We start from the raw sequence: 19,445 nt of genomic DNA, 5'->3' as shown, positions 1-19,445 counted from the left end.
TAAATATCTTTTAGTCGATTAGCTCAAATCCAGTGTAAGGAACCAATGCTTTTGGAATTCGGATTCCTTCAGGAGTTTGGTTGTTTTCAAGCAAGGCGGCCACAATTCTAGGCAATGCCAGTGCGCTTCCGTTCAAAGTATGTGCCAGTTCAGGTTTTTTCATATCCTTACCTTTGTATCGTAATTTCAAACGATTCGATTGGTAAGCTTCAAAATTAGAAACGGAACTTACTTCAAGCCATTTGTCCTGAGCTGCAGAAAATACTTCGAAATCGAAGGTAAGAGCCGCAGTAAAGCTGGTGTCACCACCACATAAACGAAGCAGGCGGTAAGGAAGTTCCAATTTCAGGATAAGACCCTCTACGTGGGCTACCATTCCTTCAAGAGCTTCATATGATTTATCAGGATGCTGTAATTGTACAATTTCTACTTTATCGAACTGGTGAAGACGATTTAAACCACGTACATCTTTTCCGTACGATCCGGCTTCTCTTCTAAAACAAGCAGAATAAGCGGTATTTTTTACCGGGAAATCTTCTTCTTTTAAAATAACATCGCGGTAAATGTTTGTTACCGGAACTTCAGCTGTAGGTATTAAATACAGGTTATCCTCAGTTACGTGATACATTTGCCCTTCTTTGTCAGGCAATTGTCCGGTTCCGTATCCTGAAGCTTCGTTAACAACCAATGGAGGAATTACTTCTTCGTAACCGGCTTTGCGGTTTTCATCCAAAAAGAAATTGATTAATGCTCTCTGAAGAATTGCACCTTTGCCTCTGTATAAAGGGAAACCAGCCCCGGTAATTTTATTTCCCAATTCAAAATCAATAATATTATATTTCTTAGCTAATTCCCAGTGAGGAATTGCATCGGCGTGCAGTTTTGGAATAGTTCCACACGTTTTTTCAATAACATTTTCAGTTTCACCTTTACCTGCAGGAACAGATGAATGCGGTGTATTCGGGATTTGAAGCAACAAATCATTTAATTCCTGAACTGTACTGTTCTGAATCGCAGTTAATTCGGCAATAGAATCCTTCAATTCTCCGGTTTTTTCTTTTGCAGCATTCGCCTCATCAGCTTTTCCACTTTTAAAAAGCATTCCGATTTCTTTCGATAAACCGTTCATTTCTGCCAATGTTGCATCTAATTTTACTTGACTTTCTTTTCTTTTTTCGTCAAGAATGATAATTCTCCCGATGATTTCTGTTGCATCGAAATTCTTGATTTTTAAAGCCTTAATGGCTTCTTCCTTATTTTCCTGTAGGTATTTGAGGCTTAACATCAGTATCTTTTGTTAATGATTATATCTATAACTTTCAGGTTATAAAAATAAAAAAATCTCCTGTCTTTATACGAAATAAAGCAGGAGATTTAAATATTTTAAAGCTAAATAATCTATTCAGCTAAAGGTTCAATAGAAACGTAAGATTTATTATCTCTTTTCTTTTTAAAAACCACTGTTCCAGGAATAAGAGCAAAAAGAGTATGATCTCTGCCAATACCTACATTTTCACCTGGGTTGTGTTTTGTTCCTCTTTGACGAATAAGAATGCTTCCAGCTTTAGCCAATTGCCCGCCAAAAATCTTAACTCCTAATCGCTTACTTTCCGATTCTCTACCGTTTCTAGAACTACCGGCTCCTTTTTTATGTGCCATTTTGTTATATTTTTAAGGATTAAGCAACAATTTCTTCAATTTGAATTTGTGAAAGGTCCTGACGGTGTCCGTTCAGTTTTCTGTATCCTTTTCTTCTTTTCTTTTTGAATACTTTTACCTTGTCACCTCTCATGTGAGATAAAACTTTAGCAGTTACTTTAGCTCCTTCAACAGTTGGAGCACCAACTACTATCTCACCATCATTATCCACTAAAAGTACTTTAGGGAACTCTACTTGTCCACCTTCTTCAGCAGATAGTCTGTGAACAAAAATCTTTTGGTCTTTTTCAACTTTAAATTGCTGACCAGCGATTTCTACAATTACGTACATTATTTCTAATTTTACGGTTTGTTCCTGAGGGTGGGTCATTTTAAACATTAAATATACCTCTTGGTGAACCCCCAAAGAATTTTATTTCGGATTGCAAAAATAAAAAAGAATAATTGATAAACAAAGTTTTACTCCTGTAAATGAATCATTTTGATTCTTTTTTTTTTCGATTTGGATCTTATTTCAATTGATTTCACAAAAATAAAATCAAGTGGATAAGTTTCCATGGCTAGTTTTGGATTTCTTTGGCTATAATATGTATCTTCATAAGATAAGGTATAGAAAATCAATGTATGATATATTTACGATTGATGAAAATGAATCAGAAGTTGCTTATTTAGCAGTTTGCAGACAATTTGTTTTTGTAAACGGAAGTAAATCAGCAAGTATTGGCAAATAAGAGAAATAAGCTCAGTTTATTGTTAATAGTGATTTAAAAACAATTCTTATATTTGTTTATTGTTTGGTGAAAAAAAGAGGAGTTTTTATGGGTAAAATAAAACTTAACGTTTTAGGATTGTCGTACAGTCAGACGCAAACAGGAGCCTACGCACTTGTATTGTCTGAAGAAGATGGAGACCGAAGGATTCCTATCATTATAGGTGGTGTTGAGGCTCAGTCAATTGCTATTCAATTGGAGGAATTAGAGCCTCCGCGTCCATTAACTCATGATCTTTTTAAAAGTTTCGCTGAAGCTTTTGCAGTGAATGTTGTTGAGGTTAATATTTATCGGTTGGAAGAGGGAATTTTTTATTCAGAGTTAATCTGCGAAAAAGGGCTTAGTCGTATTCGGATAGATTCCCGCACATCAGATGCTGTTGCTATCGCTCTGCGTTTTAGGTGTCCAATATTCACAACAGAAGAAATAATTGAGAAAGCAGGAATCGTATTAAGTCTTGAGGGAGAATCTGAAGATCCGATGATTGCCGGACAAACAGACCCAGAAGTACCTAAGCCCGAGAAGAGGAGTCAATTTACCGAATATTCTATTGCACAGCTTAGAGGGATGCTTGAGGATGCAGTTCGTGATGAAGACTACGAACGAGCTTCACTGATTCGTGATGAAATTGATCGTCGGGGAGAATCAGTTTAAAAGAAAATACAAAGTATTTTTTGATTATAAAAAATGGCAAGTGAAAACTTGCCATTTTTGTTGTATGTAAACTTGTTTAGTGGTTAAATCCGGCAAGTTGTTTTGGATCGTGCTTGTGTTTAAACAGAATCGCAAAGAAAATAGCAACAACTAGGGAATAGATTGCAAATGTACTCCAAATCCCTTCCCAATTAAAAAGATCTCCCTCGCCTTTAAAGAATGTATCGATAATGAGACCACTTGACCAACTTCCCAAAATGGCACCAAATCCATTGGTCATCATCATAAATAATCCCTGAGCACTTGCACGCATGCTTGAATCGCTCGAGGTTTCAACGAATAGTGAACCGGAGATATTGAAGAAATCAAAAGCCATTCCATATACAATACAAGAAAGAATTATCATCCATAATCCACCTGATGGATCACCAAAAGCAAATAGTCCGAATCGAAGAACCCATGCAATCATACTTATTAGCATGACTTTTTTTATTCCAAATCTCTTTAGAAAGAAAGGAATGGCCAGAATGAAAAGGGTTTCAGATATCTGAGAAATCGACATGATGATAGCTGGATATTTTACAGCAATTAGTTCTTTGTATGCATCTATTTTTGCAAAATCGTGCAAGAATGTATCTCCATAGGCATTGGTAAGTTGAAGAGAAGCACCCAGCAACATCGAGAAAATGAAGAACATTGCCATTTTAGGATTTTTGAATAACCGAAAAGCATTTAGTCCTAACGAATTGACAATGGATTTGTCCCGTGGTTCTTTGTTGATATTACATTTCGGTAAAGAAAATGCATAGAAACCAAGACAAAGAGAGGCAAGGGCAGCTACGTAGAATTGTAATGCTGAAGTTTCAATTTTAAGCAAACTAACAGTCCACATGGCAATAATAAAACCAACAGTTCCAAAAACTCTTATGGGTGGATATTCCTTAACTACATCCATATTCGATTTGTTTAATGCCGAATAGGCAACTGTAATTGACAAGGAAATAGTTGGCATGTAAAAAAACATATTAATTAGCATCAGCCAAAACATAGATGCAGGAGTGTTTGCCTGGGGTAAAAGAGTAAGTATTATTGCCCCGCAAATGTGGAAAATTCCAAGAAGTTTTTCGGCATTAACCCAACGGTCGGCAATAATTCCCGCAATAGCAGGCATAAACAGGGATGCTATGCCCATTGTTGAGAAAATAGCGCCAAATTCAGTTCCTGACCAGCCTTTGTTTTGAAACCAATAACCACCAATAGTTATTAACCATGCTCCCCAAACAAAAAATTGAAGGAAGTTCATTAATATCAGACGATTTTTTATACCCATAACGATGTTTTTAAAAAATAGGTTAGTATTTGCTATGTCTTACTAGTTATTGGTTGTTTTCGTAGTCTCATTTGAAATTCGCCCGAGGATTTGCTGATAAAGATTGAAATCTTTACTCTTTTGAAAATCAGAAGTGTCAAAACTAACTAAAAAAATAGATTCTTAAAATACCGGCATTGTCTTTTTATGACAATTACAAGTGATATGAAAACATTCTAGATAGAGCGGTCTTATTTTTAGCGAACTAATTTGGTAAATGTATGTGTTGGAGATGACCTGTAAATTGATTGAAAAAAGTATTTTTGTACTTCACTCAAGTTGAATATAAATGATTCAGGAAAGTTTAGTTCATGATAAAACCCTGTCGACGAAAGCTAAAATCATTGCAGCTGTCAGGGAATCTATTCCAAAAGCCTATTCCACATCTAAGTGGCTTTTGAGTATCATGATTCCGGTTTCCTTTGGTGTGTTGTTGCTCAACTACACAGGAATATTGGCTTTGGTTTCGGGTTATTTGCAGCCTGTATTCGAGTATATGGGCTTGCCGGGAGAATCGGCATTTGTTTTACTAACCAGTATTTTTACGAATATTTATACGGCGATTGCTGTAATTACCAGTTTGGAGATGGAGGGGCGGGTGGTTACAATTTTAGCAGCAATGTGTTTGGTGGCACACGGTTTTATAATTGAAACAGCGGTTCTAAAAAAAACAGGATCGTCGATGTTTCGAATGATAATTCTAAGATTGACAGGAAGTTTTGTTCTTGGATTATTTTTAAATTGGGCTTTGCCGGCAGATTCATTTCAGGTTCACAGCAACCTTTTTGTGCAGCAGGAAACTTTTAATTCAATGTTTACAGCTTGGCTTTTGTCTTCGTTGGTATTAAGTTTAAAAGTGATAATTTTGATTACCTTGTTGATGATCTTGCAGCGAATTCTGGAAGTTTTTGGAGTTATAAAATGGCTGTCACGAATGTTGGCTCCTTTACAGTCAATAATGGGACTGCCCGATTCCACCTCGTTTTCTTGGATTGTGGCCAATACTTTGGGTTTGGCATATGGTTCGGCCATTATGATAGAACAAGTTGAAAAGGGACAAATGACAAAATCGGAAGCTGATTTATTAAATCATCACATTGCTGTATCCCATTCACAATTAGAAGACCCGCTATTATTTGCAGCTATTGGTGTGCCTTTGGGCTGGTTGATTATTCCTCGTTTATTTTTAGGAATTATTGTGGTGTGGTTATATCGTTTCGAACTATTTATAAGGAAGTCGTTAAATAGTTTTATCTTTAAAAATTAAATTTTGACAATTAGTTATGCAACAATATCTTCACTTATTAGAAAGAGTTCTCGAAGAAGGGAATAAGAAAGAAGACAGAACCGGAACGGGAACCGTAAGTGTTTTTGGTCATCAAATGCGCTTTGATTTATCCAAAGGATTTCCTCTTTTAACCACTAAGAAACTTCACCTAAAATCTATAATTCACGAATTGCTTTGGTTTTTAGATGGAGATACCAATGTGAAATATCTTCAGGACAATGGCGTTAGAATTTGGAATGAGTGGGCTGATGAAAATGGCGACTTGGGGCATGTTTACGGGTACCAGTGGAGATCGTGGCCAAAAAGCAATGGAGAATCAATAGATCAGATCACGCAAGTGGTGCATGATATTAAAAACAATCCTGATTCAAGAAGGTTAATTGTAAGTGCATGGAATCCGGCAGATATTGAAAATATGGCTTTGCCTCCCTGTCATGCACTGTTTCAGTTTTATGTAGCCAATGGCAAACTTTCCTGTCAGTTGTACCAGCGCAGTGCCGATATATTTCTGGGAGTTCCGTTTAATATCGCTTCCTATGCTATTTTAACAATGATGATGGCTCAGGTGTGTGATTTGGAACCAGGTGAGTTTATACATACCTTGGGTGATGCACATATTTACATGAATCATATGGATCAGGTAAAGTTGCAATTGTCGAGAGAACCGAAAGAACTTCCGGTACTTAAAATAAATCCTGAGGTTAAAAGTATATTCGATTTTAAATTTGAGGATTTTAGTTTGGAAAACTACGATCCACATCCTCATATTAAAGGAGCAATTTCCATTTAAAACTAAACATTATGAATGTATCAATTATTGTTGCCGTTTCCCGAAATCAGGTAATCGGAAAAGATAATCAGTTAATCTGGAAGCTGTCTGCCGATTTAAAAAGGTTTAAAGCTTTAACCACAGGCCATACCATTATTATGGGAAGAAAAACTTTCGAATCAATAGGTAAGCCATTGCCAAACAGAACTTCTGTAATTATAACCGGTCAAGCGGATTATGTGGCAGAAGGATGTGTTGTTGTTAATTCCTTAGAGGAGGCTTTGGAAAAATTTTCGGATCAGGAGGAAGTTTTTATTATTGGCGGAGGAACTATTTATAAAGAAGCTTTGGCTAAGGCTAATAAGATATATTACACAAAAGTTCATAAGGATTTTGAAGGAGATACTTTTTTTCCGGTTTTGGATTTAAAAGAATGGAAATCTGTCAACAGAGAGGATTGTCTTCCGGATGAAAAAAACGAAGTCCCTTATTCATTTATCGATTACATTAGAAAATAGCAGTATATATGAGGCGTTTTATTTCAGGTTTAGCATTATCCTTTTGTGTTTTATTGGTGAATTCATGTTCAACAGGATCTGATCCTGAAGATATTATTCTTGATGTGTTCTCTGTTCCTGCCGAGCTTACTCTGCAAATAGAAAATGTGTTTAACGATTTAGCAATGGATGTGAATGGTATAGCGATGCATAAATTGGAATTCACAGGTGATTTGATCACAACAAATGTAGCTAAATGCCTGAAGGCTTCAGTTCATCGAAATTCAGAAACGTCTGTGCTTGATTCAATTGTATTGGATTATGGAACAGCAACATGTTCTTCGAATGGTGCCGCGTTTAAAGGAAAAGTAATTGTAGATCCTAAAGATGGAGATCTGAAATCTTTTGATATTCGTTTAAGGGATTTTTCATCTTATGGGTATTCCATAACCGGAACAGTTGATTTTCAGATAACCGGAGAAACCGCTGGAAATGATTTTTCCATGAAAATGGAAAATGCGGAATTTTTAATTAACGGAACCGGGGAAACGGTTTATACAGTTACTGTTGCAAGTATAAACAATGTTTACACTTTTCTTAAGAGCGAAGCAGGTTCGCCTGCTTATATTGATGATGTTTTTAAATTTACAACGAGTCTTTCGGGGGAAACTCCTGATGGAGTATTGTTTAATTTGGAAAGTAGCAGTGACTTAATCTACGCTTATTCGTGCAAGAACATTATAGGCGGGAAGGCCGATTTCTCATTAAGTGATATTGGTGATGGTATAGTAAATTTTGGAGGAGGAGATCCTGAGTCTGATTGTGATGCTAAGGCCACAGTAAGCGCATTCGGAGCAAATATATCAATAACATTATAAAGAAAAAAGCCGGATATTATCCGGCTTTTTCTATGCGACTTTTAAACGCTTGAGGTTTATTTTTTCAAGTTTCTCACTTGCGTACTTTCTGTCAATATCAATTTTCTTCTGACCGCTTGTTGGTAATTCAAACATGGCATCAATCATGATGGCTTCGCAAATGGATCTTAATCCACGGGCTCCAAGTTTAAATTCCAATGCTTTATCTACAATATATTCCAATGCATTGTTTTCAAATGTCAATTCGATATCGTCAATTTTAAATAGCTTGGTGTATTGTTTTAAAATTGCATTTTTAGGCTCTGTCAGAATGTTTCTCAATGCTCTTCTGTCCAAAGGTTCTAAGTAGGTAAGAACAGGTAAACGACCAATAATCTCAGGAATTAAACCGAATGATTTCAAATCCTGTGGGGCAATATATTGCAATAAATTATCCTGATCAATCTGTTCTTTTTCTTTGTTGGCATTGAATCCAACAATCTGAGTATTTAATCGTTGAGCAATTTTTCTTTGAATACCATCAAATGCACCACCACATATAAACAGAACGTTTTTGGTATTTACCGGTATCATTTTTTGATCAGGATGTTTTCTTCCTCCTTGTGGCGGAACATTAACAACCGATCCTTCCAGTAATTTGAGTAATCCTTGCTGAACACCTTCACCTGACACATCTCGGGTAATGGAAGGATTATCGCTTTTTCTGGCAATTTTATCTATTTCATCAATAAACACAATTCCTTTTTCAGCTGCAGCAACATCATAATCTGATGCCTGAAGAAGCCTTGTTAAGATCGATTCAATATCCTCACCAACATAACCAGCTTCGGTTAGTACTGTGGCATCAACAATAGTGAATGGCACATGAAGCATTTTGGCAATTGTTCTGGCTAATAGGGTTTTACCTGTTCCAGTTTCTCCAACAAGAATAATATTCGATTTTTCAATCTCAATATCTTCGTCATCTCTCTCCTGAAGTAATCTCTTGTAATGATTATATACCGCAACTGCAAGATATTTTTTTGCATTATCTTGTCCAATTACATACTGGTCAAGAAATGTCTTTATTTCTGTTGGTTTTAATAATTGAATCTCTTTTAGGTTGATATCAGTACGATTCTTCAATTCTTCCTGCACAATAGCGTAGGCCTGTTCGATACAGCTATCGCAAATATGACCGCTGATTCCGGCAATTAGAAGATTTGTATCCTTCTTTTCTCTTCCACAAAACGAGCATTTATCCATATTTCTTATTTGTTATACTAAAAATGCAAAGTTAAGAATTTTACGCTTAACTCTGCATTTTGTTATTCTGATTTCTATTTAGTTAGCTTATTGCTCACGGATAAGCACTTCGTCAATCATTCCGTACTCCTTTGCTTCAGCGGCTGTCATCCAATAATCACGATCAGAGTTTTTCTCAACTTTTTCGTAAGTATTTCCAGAATGATCAGCAATAATAGTATAAAGTTCTTTTTTCAATTTTAAAATTTCGCGTGCAGTAATTTCGATATCCGAAGCCTGACCTTGAGCACCACCCATTGGTTGGTGAATCATTACACGTGAGTGTTTAAGTGCAGACCGTTTTCCTTTTGTTCCTGCAGTTAATAAAACAGCACCCATCGAAGCGGCCATTCCCGTACAAATGGTAGCAACATCACACTTGATGTACTGCATGGTATCGTAAATTCCTAAACCTGCATGCACCGAACCTCCGGGAGTGTTGAAATAGATCTGGATATCCTTTGATGGGTCTGTTGATTCTAAAAACAGCAATTGTGCCATGATAATATTGGCTACATAATCATCAATTGGAATACCAAGGAAGATAATCCGATCCATCATAAGACGGGAGAACACATCCATTGACGCAACATTTAGTTGTCTTTCCTCAATAATAGTAGGAGAGATGTAGCTGTTGTGGATTGAAGTGTATCTATCTAAGTTTAGGCTGCTTATGCCCATGTGCTTTGTAGCAAATTTATTGAATTCATCTTTTGGTATCATAGCGAAGTGATTTTATATTTCGTAGACCTAAATTAGTTAAATTTTCCCCATTTGAAAAGAATGGCTTAACAAAATCTGTATTTTATAAGACAAAAAGAAAACCACGCTTTTTTAAAGCGTGGTTTAATGTCTTATTAAGGTGTACCGACTTATTCAAACAGCTTGTTGAAATCCTCAGTAGATATCTCTTTTTCGTCCAGTTTAACGGCTCCTTTGATGTATTCAACAACTTTATCATCAGCTTTACGCTCATAAATTTTTCTTTGCTCGTCTTGATTTTGCATCATTTGCTGAGCGTAGTTGTTTAGGTACTCTTCAGGTACATCCATCATTCCGTATTGCTGGAATTGCATTAATGCTTGTTTTTTAGCAAATTCCATAACTTCTTCCTGGCTAACTTTCAGATCATTTTCCTGAATTAATCTGTTTTTGATCAATTGCCATTTGAATTCGTCAGCATAATTTGCAAAATCAGTATCAACCTGCTCTACGGTCATATCCTTGTTTGTAGAAACAATCCAACGTTTCAGGAATACTTCAGGAAGTTCAATTTTTGCTTTTTTCACCAATTTAGCTTTGGCATCGATCAGGAATTTGTAGTCACTGTCGTTAACCAATTGTTTTTCGATATCTTCTTTAATTTTATTCTTGAATTCTTCCTCTGAAGATACAGTTCCTTCGCCAAATACTTTGTCAAATAATTCCTGATTCAATTCAGCATTAACAAATTTGGTGATTTCGGTAATTGTAAATTGGAAATCAGAGTCTAATGTTTCAGCTTCTTCTTTCGAAATGTTTAGCATAGAAGCGATGTCTGATTTGTTTTCAAAAGCTTTCGCAGGATTGAAAACTACTACATCATCTTTTTTAGCTCCAATGAATTTCTTTTTAGCGTCTTCGTCTTTCATGTATTCTAAAGACATGGCAACATTTTCGCTGACAATTCCTTCTTCAATTAGTTTTCCGTCAGCATCAACCTGAGCGTAGTTACCTTTCAAAAGTTCTTTTTCTTCAACAACTTCAGCAGCATTGTTCGATCCGAAACGACGGGAGTGCATATCAACACCGCTCTGAATCATTTTCTCGTCCACAATAATTTTGAAGAAGTCGATTTTATCTTTCTTGCTTAGGTTAAGTGTATATTCAGGAGTTAAAGCAATATCAAAAGAGAATTCGAATTCAGTGTCTTTTTCCCAGTTGATTTCCTTTTGCTCAGTTTCATTTGCAAGAGGTTCGCCCATGATATTTAAATCATTTTCACGAATATACTTCATTAGCTCATCGCTAAGAATTTTATTAATTTCATCAGCTAAAACAGGAGTTCCGTACATTTTTTTTATCACACCCATAGGTACTTTACCTGCACGGAAACCATTGATATTTGCTTTTTTACGATAGTCTTTCAACACATTGTTTACTCGGGTTTCGTAATCTTCTTGAACAATCTGTAATTTGATTACAGCATTTAAATCATCAATATTGGTTTTTGTAATGTTCATTTTTTAGCTATTATAGATAAAACCTCTTTAATTGAAAAAAAACCGCCTCACGATCGACACATATCAGTATCGGAAGTACGGGCGGTTTAAGGTTATTCTTTTTATTGTGCGGATGAAGGGACTCGAACCCCCACGCCTCTCGGCACTAGATCCTAAGTCTAGCGCGGCTACCAATTACGCCACATCCGCGGGTTAATTGCGGTGCAAATATAGAGCTGTTTTTTATAATTTGCAATACCTGCCAGAAAAAAAAACGAAGTTTTTTTGAGTAATATACTAAGTCTGAATTTTGATCGAATACTGATTCAATTCAATTCTCTTGAAAATGAGCTATTTTGCAGTTCTTCGAAGCTCAAAGTTCTTCCCTAAATAAACTCTTCTTACATCTTCATCTGCTGCAAGTTCTTCAGCAGTTCCTGATTTAAGGATATTACCTTCGAATAAAAGATAGGCTCTTTCAGTAATGGAAAGAGTTTCCTGTACGTTGTGATCGGTAATTAGAATTCCAATGTTTTTATCTTTTAAGTGTCGAACAATGTCTTGGATATCTTCAACCGCTATTGGGTCGACACCTGCAAACGGTTCATCTAAAAGAATAAATTTTGGTTTGATCGATAAAGCTCTTGCAATTTCGGTTCTTCTTCTTTCGCCACCCGATAGTTGAATACCAAGACTTTTTCTGATTTTCTGCAGGCTAAACTCATTCAGCATTTCTTCCAATCGTTCTTTCTGGTATTCTTTTGAGAAATCAGACATTTCAAGTACAGCTCTGATGTTGTCCTCCACACTTAGCTTTCGAAACACAGAGGCTTCCTGAGCCAAATATCCAACACCTAATTGCGCTCTTTTATAAACAGGTTCATTTGTAATTTCGCGGTCGTCTAAAAAGATTCTTCCACCGTTTGGCTGAATCAGCCCAACAATCATGTAAAATGAAGTGGTTTTTCCGGCACCATTAGGTCCAAGTAAGCCAACAATTTCACCTTGTTTAACTTCAACAGAAACACCTTTAACAACAGTTCTGGTTTTGTATCTTTTTATTAAATTTTCAGCTCTTAAAATCATCGTTGTTCAATATATTTAAGGATCGGAATGGTGCAAATATAGAAAAGATCTGTGAGAATTAAACTTTGTATATAAGTTTAAAGCCGGTCAGTAATTTCTTCTGATTATTAAAAAGTAAATTGGAACATCGCCCGGATACCAAAATTTTCAAAATCCTGATATGGATTGTCTTCCAAATGATTTAATCGCCACATAGCATCAATTCGGATAAACTTAAATATGTTTTCAATTCCAACACTTGCTTCAAAGTAGGGTTTGCTTACATCCGAAAGTCCATTAGGGAAAATCATTTCAGCTTCAGTATTGTTTAATGAGCCATTGTTCTTGTCACTTAAGCTGCCAATTAGTCCTTTTCCCGATACAACAGTTCTCCATTTTAATTTCCTGAATAATGGGATTCTGTTTAAAATGAGTCCGTTAAAGTGATGTTCAACGAATAAACTAACGTATTGATCACTTGTGAATTCGTAATAGTTCATCATGTTAAATGCATACGGATCAAAAGCGTAAGTCTCGTTTCCTTCGTGCAAATGAAGGAGTGGGTAGGGAACTTTTCCGAATAATTTCCCTGCAGTAACCAAGTAGTACAGATTTCCCAAGGGAGGTAATTCTATGGTGTGTTCGATGCTTAAATCAATTTTTTGATAATTGTGATCGGCACCCAAAACATCTTTCATGCCCATAGTAAGGTAAAGATTGAATATTGGGAATGGTCCACCCAGATGAACTCTTTCGAATTCACCCATTATTACTCTTTCATTTTTGGTAAACCTGGTTCTTAGCTCAATTTCCGAAGATGTTATTCCAGGAACAGGTATTCCTCCGCTTACATCAGGAGCATTAAATGGAACATACTGGGTTGGATTAATGTCACGATAGCGAAATTTTAAAGTGTTCGAAAATCCCTGAAACCATTCTTTCTCATAATGAGTTTCAAGTTGATTAACCATCGTGAGTTTATTGTTTGGGTTTCTTTTCAAAATAGAGGATAGAATATTCCCTTCGGTAAATGCATTTGGACTTTTTCCTAATTGCTGAATATCATGTTTGTATTGTACTCCGAAAGTTTCTCTTGGGAGCTTATTGATCATGTAAAGAAAACCCAATCCATATTTGAATTTATTGTCTTTATCACCGTAGGCTAAATGACCGTTAAACATTATCTTGGTGCTGAATTGATTCGAAGTTCTCCCGCCAAACATGAATCTGTTTCCTTCAATTTCGTTGAAGCTGTAAAGTTTATAATACGGGCCATATTCAAAGTTCCCTTTCACGTAATAGCCTGTAACAAATGTTTGGATAATATCAATTATATTTTTGTATAAGGGTACGTTTTGAATCGAATCAACCATAGCGTAAATGCCTGATTCTCTTTCTGATAATTGATACGGACGGGCATTGTCCCAATACTCTTTGGGCTGTTTTAAGGCTGTTTCTTCAACAATAACATTATTGTCGAGCTTAATTATTTCCTCCTTTATTGGTTCATTTAGTTTAATATTTTTGTAGGAAATTGATTTTCTGCCAAAAAAGCCCATTTGTTTGGTTGAATCTTTTTCTGTTATCATAAAATCAACAAAAAGATTTTGCTTTTTTAAGAACCAGGTACTGTCGTTTAGTTTCTGAAATTCATTGTTGCTAACCAAATCTTTAACCCAATTAAGGTTCACATCTTTTGCGATACGCATCTGCATGTTTTGTATGGCAAATGTGGTGTCGGCTACCCAAAAATCTCCTACAAAAGTTGGTTCCTGTTTTCTTTTAGGCTTAAATGACATGTGATAGCACCAGCTACCTTCCCTGAATGCGCTGTCTGTTAAGTAATATTTGTAATAGCGAAGTCCGCCATCTGCAATAGGACTTACAAAACCCATATTGAAAAGATCAATAAAGTTGTCGTAAATATTTACATTTTGATGAAGCTGACCTGTAAATTGTGCCAAACTGGCGTTGTCGTTTATACCAGACATTTGCGATGCCTTTATAATTTCCCTTTCCACTCTTGGCTTTTTCTGAAAATGATAGTCCGAAAGAGATTCGGTAATAAAAACAGGTAAATAAGGTTTTCCGGTTATTACAGAGGTGTCAATGTAATCAAAAACAAACTGGAATTGCCGCATGATTTTTTTATTCTTAAAACTGTCTTTGATATTATTCAAATCCATTTCCATTTTGGTGTAGGATTCGTATTGGTACGAATCAAACCGGGAAGGATTATTGGCTTCTTTTTTTGCGATAATTTTACGGAGAAGTACATGTGCAGGATTCTCTCCGGGAGTAACAACAATTTCTGCCAAGTCGAATGTTTCTGATTTTAATTCGACATTGATAGTTTGAAAGCTGGCTTTTTGAATTTCAAATACCTGTTCTTTATAACCTACAAAAGAGATGTACAATAAATCTGATGGTGTTCTTGTTTCAAGAAAATACTGTCCATCAAAATCCGAAGTTGTACCAATGGTAGTTCCCTTGAATGCAATATTTACAAACGGAAGCGGTTCTTTAGTTTCCGAATCAATTATTCGGCCTCTTATTTTTGTAGTTTGTGCAAAACTAGAGCAGGTTAAGCCTGAAATAATAAGAATAGTAAAGAGTAAAAATCCTTTTTTTAGAATCTGATTCATAAATATACAATAGTGATAGTCCGGATAAAAAATAACCCAGACTTTAGTCATGTGAAAATACAAATAAACTGTGTAATTGTTTAACCCAAATTTGCTTGTTGGTTTTTTTGAACCCGCTTCGAGATTTTAATACCTATTTCGTAAAGCAACATCAATGGTAAACAAACCAGTATCTGACTAAAGATATCCGGAGGAGTGATGATTGCTGAAAGAATTAAAATTAAAACCACAGAGTGTTTTCTGTATTTTTTTAAAAATTCAGGGGATACCAAACCTATTTTACTTAAAAAGAAAATAAGAACGGGCAGTTCAAATATTACACCACTTGCCAAAACAATTGAAGTAATAGATGAGATGTAGGATGTTAGGTTTATTTGATTCAGAACCTGATTACTTATGCTGTAAGATCCTAGAAAATGGACTGATAGTGGGGTTATAAGGTAGTAGCCAAAGAGAACTCCAAGAGCGAATAAAAATGAAGTGTAAAAAATAGATCCTCTTGCATGCTTCTTTTCATTATCGTATAGAGCTGGTTTTAAAAAGCTCCAGAATTCGTAAAATATGTATGGGAAACTGGCAATTATACCGATCACTAAGGAAACACTTATGTGTGTTGCAAATTGCCCGGCCATGTTAATATTTATAACCTGAAATGGATGGGTGTTAATTTTCAGAGATTCAACTCCTGTATACTCGGATAGTTTGAAAAACATTCTGTTTGTAAAGAATTCAGGGTTTTTGGGCGCAAGAATCAATACATTAAATATGAAATCATAAAAGATAAAAGCAGCTATTGCAAAAACCATAACGGCAATAACCGATCTCATTAAGTGCCATCTTAGTTCTTCCAGATGTTCAAGAAAACTCATCTGGTTTTCTTCATTTGTTGCTTCTTTATCCGACATACGTATTGATTTACAAATTGCGACAAGTTATACAATTCCTTCTTTTAAGATGTCATGCAGATGAACCATTCCTACATATTTTTCATTTTCGACAACTGCAAGCTGAGTGATGTTGTTGTCTTCCATTAGTTGGAAAGCCTTAATTGCAAGTGAATCCGGATCAATAGTCTTCGGTTTTGGAGACATAATATCGCGGGCAGTTAATTTACTTACATCTTCATTTTGTTCAAGCATTCTACGAAGGTCACCGTCAGTGATTATTCCAACAAGTTTATTCTCTTTATCAACAACGGCAGTAGCCCCCATTCTTTTTGAGGAAATTTCAAGGATAATCGGACGAATATTTTCTTTTTCGGATACTTTGGGAGCCAGATTAATTTTGTAAAGATCACTAACCCGTAAATATAATTTTTTTCCGAGAGCTCCTCCCGGGTGATATTTTGCAAAATCCTGACTGGTGAATTGTCTGCATTCCAATAAGGAAACTGCTAAAGCATCTCCAATAACAAGCTGAGCAGTAGTCGAATTTGTTGGGGCTAAATTGTTTGGATCGGCTTCTTTTTCGACAACGGCTTTTAAAACATAGTCCGATTCTTTTGCAAGAAAAGAATCCAATCCGGAAACCATCGCAATTAACGTATTTCCCATATTTTTGATGAGTGGCACTAAAACTTTGATTTCCGGTGTACTTCCACTTTTCGAAATACAAATAATAATGTCATCAGGAAGGATCATTCCTAAATCCCCATGAATAGCGTCGGCCGCATGCATGAACAAGGCTGGGGTACCTGTTGAATTTAGGGTTGCCACAATTTTGTTGGCAATGTTGGCGCTTTTACCAATTCCCGTAATTACAACCCGACCTTTACTTTTTAAGATCAATTCAACAGTATTAACAAAATCTCCATCAATGTACTCTTTTAGTTGACCAACGGTTTTTTCTTCTTCTGCAATTGTTTTTATTGCAATTTGCTTAATATCGTATGTAGGCTTCAAATCTTCTTGTTTTTATTTTATGTACAAAGCTAATTAAACTCAGATAAATGAAACTTTAATAATTAGTTAAAATCTGTTAATTGCAGTTTTTGTTTTGAATTGTACAAGTGTTTATCTAAATTTAAAATACAAAAGTATCGAAATTTGTAATACGGGAATGAATGGTGATGTGAAAATTACCATTTAAAAATTTTAGGTTGCTAAGTAAAATGTTAATTTAGCCGACCGCATATATTTTTGGGAAAAAAGCATATCAATAGGAAACATGGGAAAAAACTTTGAATTATCAACTAATTTAAAGAAGTATTTTGGATTCGAGAATTTTAAGGGAAATCAAGAACCGGTAATTCAAAATATCTTAAGTGGTAACGACACATTTGTGTTGATGCCCACGGGTGGGGGAAAGTCATTGTGTTATCAATTGCCTTCATTAATGTTGGAGGGTACAGCAATTGTTATATCCCCATTGATCGCTCTGATGAAAAATCAGGTTGATGCAATGAGAAATTTTGGTGAAGATGATGGCGTAGCTCATTTTTTGAATTCGTCACTCTCCAAATCAGCTACCTTAAAAGTAAAAGAAGATGTTCTGGAAGGCAGAACCAAGCTTTTATATGTAGCTCCGGAATCGTTAACAAAAGAAAGTAATATTGAGTTTCTTAAGCAGGTGAAAATTTCTTTTTACGCTGTTGATGAAGCGCATTGCATTTCTGAATGGGGGCACGATTTCAGACCTGAATACAGGAAGATTCGTTCAATAGTTAATGAAATTGGTTCGGCTCCGATAATTGCACTTACTGCAACAGCAACACCAAAAGTGCAGCATGATATTCAAAAGAATTTAGGAATGTTGGATGCTTTGGTTTTTAAATCATCATTTAACCGGCCTAATTTATATTACGAAGTTCTTCCAAAAGTAAATGCGACTAAAGAGATCATTAAGTTTATCCGGGCAAATCCGGGGAAATCAGGAATTATATATTGTTTAAGCCGGAAAAAGGTTGAGGAACTGGCCGAAACGCTTCAGGTTAATGGAATTAAAGCAGTTCCTTATCATGCAGGAATGGATTCTTCAACACGTTCCGGAAATCAGGATAAATTTTTGATGGAGGATGTGGATGTTGTGGTTGCTACAATTGCTTTTGGAATGGGTATTGATAAGCCGGATGTTCGGTTTGTAATTCATTACGATATACCAAAGAGTTTAGAAGGCTATTATCAGGAAACAGGAAGAGCCGGCCGGGATGGAGGAGAAGGGCGATGCCTGACTTTTTACAGCTATAAGGATATTCAAAAGCTTGAGAAATTCATGCAGGGAAAACCTGTAGCAGAACAGGAAATAGGCAGACAGCTTTTGTTGGAAACAGTTTCGTTTGCAGAATCGGCTATTTGTCGCCGAACAATTTTACTTCATTATTTTGGGGAGAATTATATTGATGCAAATTGTGGCAATTGTGATAATTGTTTGCATCCTAAGAAAGAATTTCAGGGAGAAGAATTTGTTATTAAAGCATTGAAACTGGTTAAGCTGGTTAAGGAGCGTTTTAAAATAGATCATTTGGTTAATATACTTACCGGAGAAATGAATTCTTCGATTAAATCATATAAGCATGATGAGTTGGAGATGTTTGGTTGCGGTAAAGATAGGGATCAGCATTTTTGGAATATGGTTTTTCGAAGAGCGTTGGTTCATTCTTTAATTGAAAAGGATATTGAGCAGTATGGGGTGATTAAACTTAAACCCGAAGGGCGTAAATTCCTGAAAAATCCGGTGCCTTTTATGCTTACCGATGATCATGATTTTGAAGGTGTTGATTTGGAAGCAACAAAAGCGGCCAGCACGGCAACTGTCGATACTGCATTGTTGTCAATGTTGAAAGATTTAAGAAGGCAGGTTGCTAAGAAAAAAGAGGTGCCTCCATATGTGGTTTTTCAGGATCCTTCTCTGGAAGAAATGGCTATTCATTATCCGGTAAATATTGAAGAACTATCTCATATACAAGGGGTAGGAGCTGGTAAGGCAAAGCGGTTTGGAAAGGAGTTTGTTAGTTTAATTGGCAAGCATGTTGATGAGAATGATATCGAAAGACCGCAAGATATGGTTGTTCGCTCTGTAGTTGACAAATCTAAATTTAAGGTTTATATTATTCAGAGCGTAGACCGGAAAATGGATTTGGAAGATATTGCCGAAGCTAAGGGAATGGCATTTTCTGATCTGCTTAGTGAGATGGAGGCTATTGTTTATTCGGGAACGAAACTGAGTCTGAATTATTATGTGGATGAGACGATTGATGAGGATCGTCAGGAGGAAATCCTGGAGTATTTTGACGAAGCCGAGACCGATAGTATTGAAGTGGCTCTTGAAGAATTGGGAGAAGAAGATTTTTCGGAAGATGACATTCGCTTAATGCGGATATTGTATCATTCTGAAAATGGATTGTAAATTATTCTAGGTAAAATAAAGT

Annotated in this window: 18 protein-coding genes and 1 tRNA gene; 7 read left to right on the top strand and 12 right to left on the bottom strand. The window is 35.9% G+C overall.

Annotated features, from left to right (window positions below):
* Positions 1–10: 10 nt before the first annotated feature.
* The 3 genes from serS to rplU all read right to left on the bottom strand — a co-directional run bounded on the left by serS (position 11) and on the right by rplU (position 1,990).
* Positions 11–1,285, bottom strand: a complete 1,275-nt coding sequence (serS, locus tag BZG01_RS15555) for a serine--tRNA ligase (RefSeq protein ID WP_101310760.1) — start codon at positions 1,283–1,285, stop codon at positions 11–13.
* Positions 1,286–1,398: 113 nt separating this feature from the next.
* The gene (gene rpmA, locus BZG01_RS15550) at positions 1,399–1,659 is read right to left on the bottom strand and encodes a 50S ribosomal protein L27 (protein WP_101310759.1); all 261 of its coding nucleotides are present in this window, start codon (positions 1,657–1,659) and stop codon (positions 1,399–1,401) included.
* Positions 1,660–1,678: 19 nt separating this feature from the next.
* Positions 1,679–1,990 (bottom strand): 50S ribosomal protein L21, encoded by a 312-nt coding sequence (rplU, locus tag BZG01_RS15545; RefSeq protein WP_101310776.1) that lies wholly within the window; start codon positions 1,988–1,990, stop codon positions 1,679–1,681.
* Positions 1,991–2,201: 211 nt separating this feature from the next.
* Between rplU and BZG01_RS21430 the strand changes: the two genes are divergently transcribed.
* Positions 2,202–2,390 (top strand): hypothetical protein, encoded by a 189-nt coding sequence (locus BZG01_RS21430; protein WP_143470923.1) that lies wholly within the window; start codon positions 2,202–2,204, stop codon positions 2,388–2,390.
* Positions 2,391–2,477: 87 nt separating this feature from the next.
* Entirely contained in the window at positions 2,478–3,083 is a 606-nt protein-coding gene (locus tag BZG01_RS15540; RefSeq protein WP_101310758.1) for a bifunctional nuclease family protein, read from the top strand.
* A gap of 76 nt (positions 3,084–3,159) precedes the next feature.
* Here BZG01_RS15540 and BZG01_RS15535 read toward each other — a convergent pair whose 3' ends face one another.
* Positions 3,160–4,413: a nucleoside permease gene (locus BZG01_RS15535; protein WP_101310757.1), complete on the bottom strand. Its 1,254-nt coding sequence runs from the start codon at positions 4,411–4,413 to the stop codon at positions 3,160–3,162.
* Between the two features lie 328 nt (positions 4,414–4,741).
* Here BZG01_RS15535 and BZG01_RS15530 point away from each other — a divergent pair, with 328 nt between their 5' ends.
* The 4 genes from BZG01_RS15530 to BZG01_RS15515 are packed head-to-tail and all read left to right on the top strand — an operon-like array spanning position 4,742 to position 7,884.
* Complete coding sequence (locus BZG01_RS15530; protein WP_101310756.1) at positions 4,742–5,719, top strand: nucleoside recognition domain-containing protein; 978 nt, start codon at positions 4,742–4,744, stop codon at positions 5,717–5,719.
* Between the two features lie 16 nt (positions 5,720–5,735).
* The gene (locus tag BZG01_RS15525; RefSeq protein WP_101310755.1) at positions 5,736–6,530 is read left to right on the top strand and encodes a thymidylate synthase; all 795 of its coding nucleotides are present in this window, start codon (positions 5,736–5,738) and stop codon (positions 6,528–6,530) included.
* 11 nt (positions 6,531–6,541) lie between these two features.
* Positions 6,542–7,027: a dihydrofolate reductase gene (locus BZG01_RS15520; RefSeq protein ID WP_101310754.1), complete on the top strand. Its 486-nt coding sequence runs from the start codon at positions 6,542–6,544 to the stop codon at positions 7,025–7,027.
* Between the two features lie 8 nt (positions 7,028–7,035).
* Positions 7,036–7,884 carry a hypothetical protein gene (locus tag BZG01_RS15515; RefSeq protein WP_101310753.1) on the top strand — a complete coding sequence of 283 codons (849 nt, stop codon included), beginning with the start codon at positions 7,036–7,038 and terminating at the stop codon, positions 7,882–7,884.
* A 30-nt stretch (positions 7,885–7,914) separates the two neighbouring features.
* On the opposite strand, the gene clpX is transcribed toward BZG01_RS15515, so the two are convergent.
* The 8 genes from clpX to BZG01_RS15475 form a co-directional block, all read right to left on the bottom strand.
* Positions 7,915–9,129 carry an ATP-dependent Clp protease ATP-binding subunit ClpX gene (gene clpX, locus BZG01_RS15510; RefSeq protein WP_101310752.1) on the bottom strand — a complete coding sequence of 405 codons (1,215 nt, stop codon included), beginning with the start codon at positions 9,127–9,129 and terminating at the stop codon, positions 7,915–7,917.
* 87 nt (positions 9,130–9,216) lie between these two features.
* On the bottom strand, positions 9,217–9,891 hold the full coding sequence (gene clpP, locus BZG01_RS15505; protein WP_101310751.1) for an ATP-dependent Clp endopeptidase proteolytic subunit ClpP: 675 nt from the start codon (positions 9,889–9,891) through the stop codon (positions 9,217–9,219).
* 149 nt (positions 9,892–10,040) lie between these two features.
* Entirely contained in the window at positions 10,041–11,390 is a 1,350-nt protein-coding gene (tig, locus tag BZG01_RS15500; protein WP_101310750.1) for a trigger factor, read from the bottom strand.
* 107 nt (positions 11,391–11,497) lie between these two features.
* Positions 11,498–11,579 (bottom strand) — tRNA-Leu (locus tag BZG01_RS15495).
* A 141-nt stretch (positions 11,580–11,720) separates the two neighbouring features.
* Positions 11,721–12,455, bottom strand: a complete 735-nt coding sequence (gene lptB, locus BZG01_RS15490) for an LPS export ABC transporter ATP-binding protein (protein ID WP_101310749.1) — start codon at positions 12,453–12,455, stop codon at positions 11,721–11,723.
* Positions 12,456–12,562: 107 nt separating this feature from the next.
* A complete protein-coding gene (locus tag BZG01_RS15485; RefSeq protein WP_180327347.1) occupies positions 12,563–15,079 on the bottom strand; it encodes a DUF5686 and carboxypeptidase-like regulatory domain-containing protein in 2,517 nt (838 codons plus the stop codon).
* Between the two features lie 80 nt (positions 15,080–15,159).
* Positions 15,160–15,984 (bottom strand): twin-arginine translocase subunit TatC, encoded by an 825-nt coding sequence (gene tatC / locus BZG01_RS15480; protein WP_101310747.1) that lies wholly within the window; start codon positions 15,982–15,984, stop codon positions 15,160–15,162.
* 27 nt (positions 15,985–16,011) lie between these two features.
* Positions 16,012–16,980 carry a KpsF/GutQ family sugar-phosphate isomerase gene (locus tag BZG01_RS15475; RefSeq protein ID WP_101310746.1) on the bottom strand — a complete coding sequence of 323 codons (969 nt, stop codon included), beginning with the start codon at positions 16,978–16,980 and terminating at the stop codon, positions 16,012–16,014.
* Between the two features lie 265 nt (positions 16,981–17,245).
* Here BZG01_RS15475 and recQ point away from each other — a divergent pair, with 265 nt between their 5' ends.
* Complete coding sequence (gene recQ, locus BZG01_RS15470; protein WP_101310745.1) at positions 17,246–19,423, top strand: DNA helicase RecQ; 2,178 nt, start codon at positions 17,246–17,248, stop codon at positions 19,421–19,423.
* Positions 19,424–19,445 lie beyond the last annotated feature (22 nt).

It is taken from the genome of Labilibaculum manganireducens, from assembly GCF_002843385.1.
Classification (GTDB): domain Bacteria; phylum Bacteroidota; class Bacteroidia; order Bacteroidales; family Marinifilaceae; genus Labilibaculum; species Labilibaculum manganireducens.
Note: the sequence above shows the minus strand (reverse complement) of the source record. Positions and strands in the feature narration are given on the sequence as shown.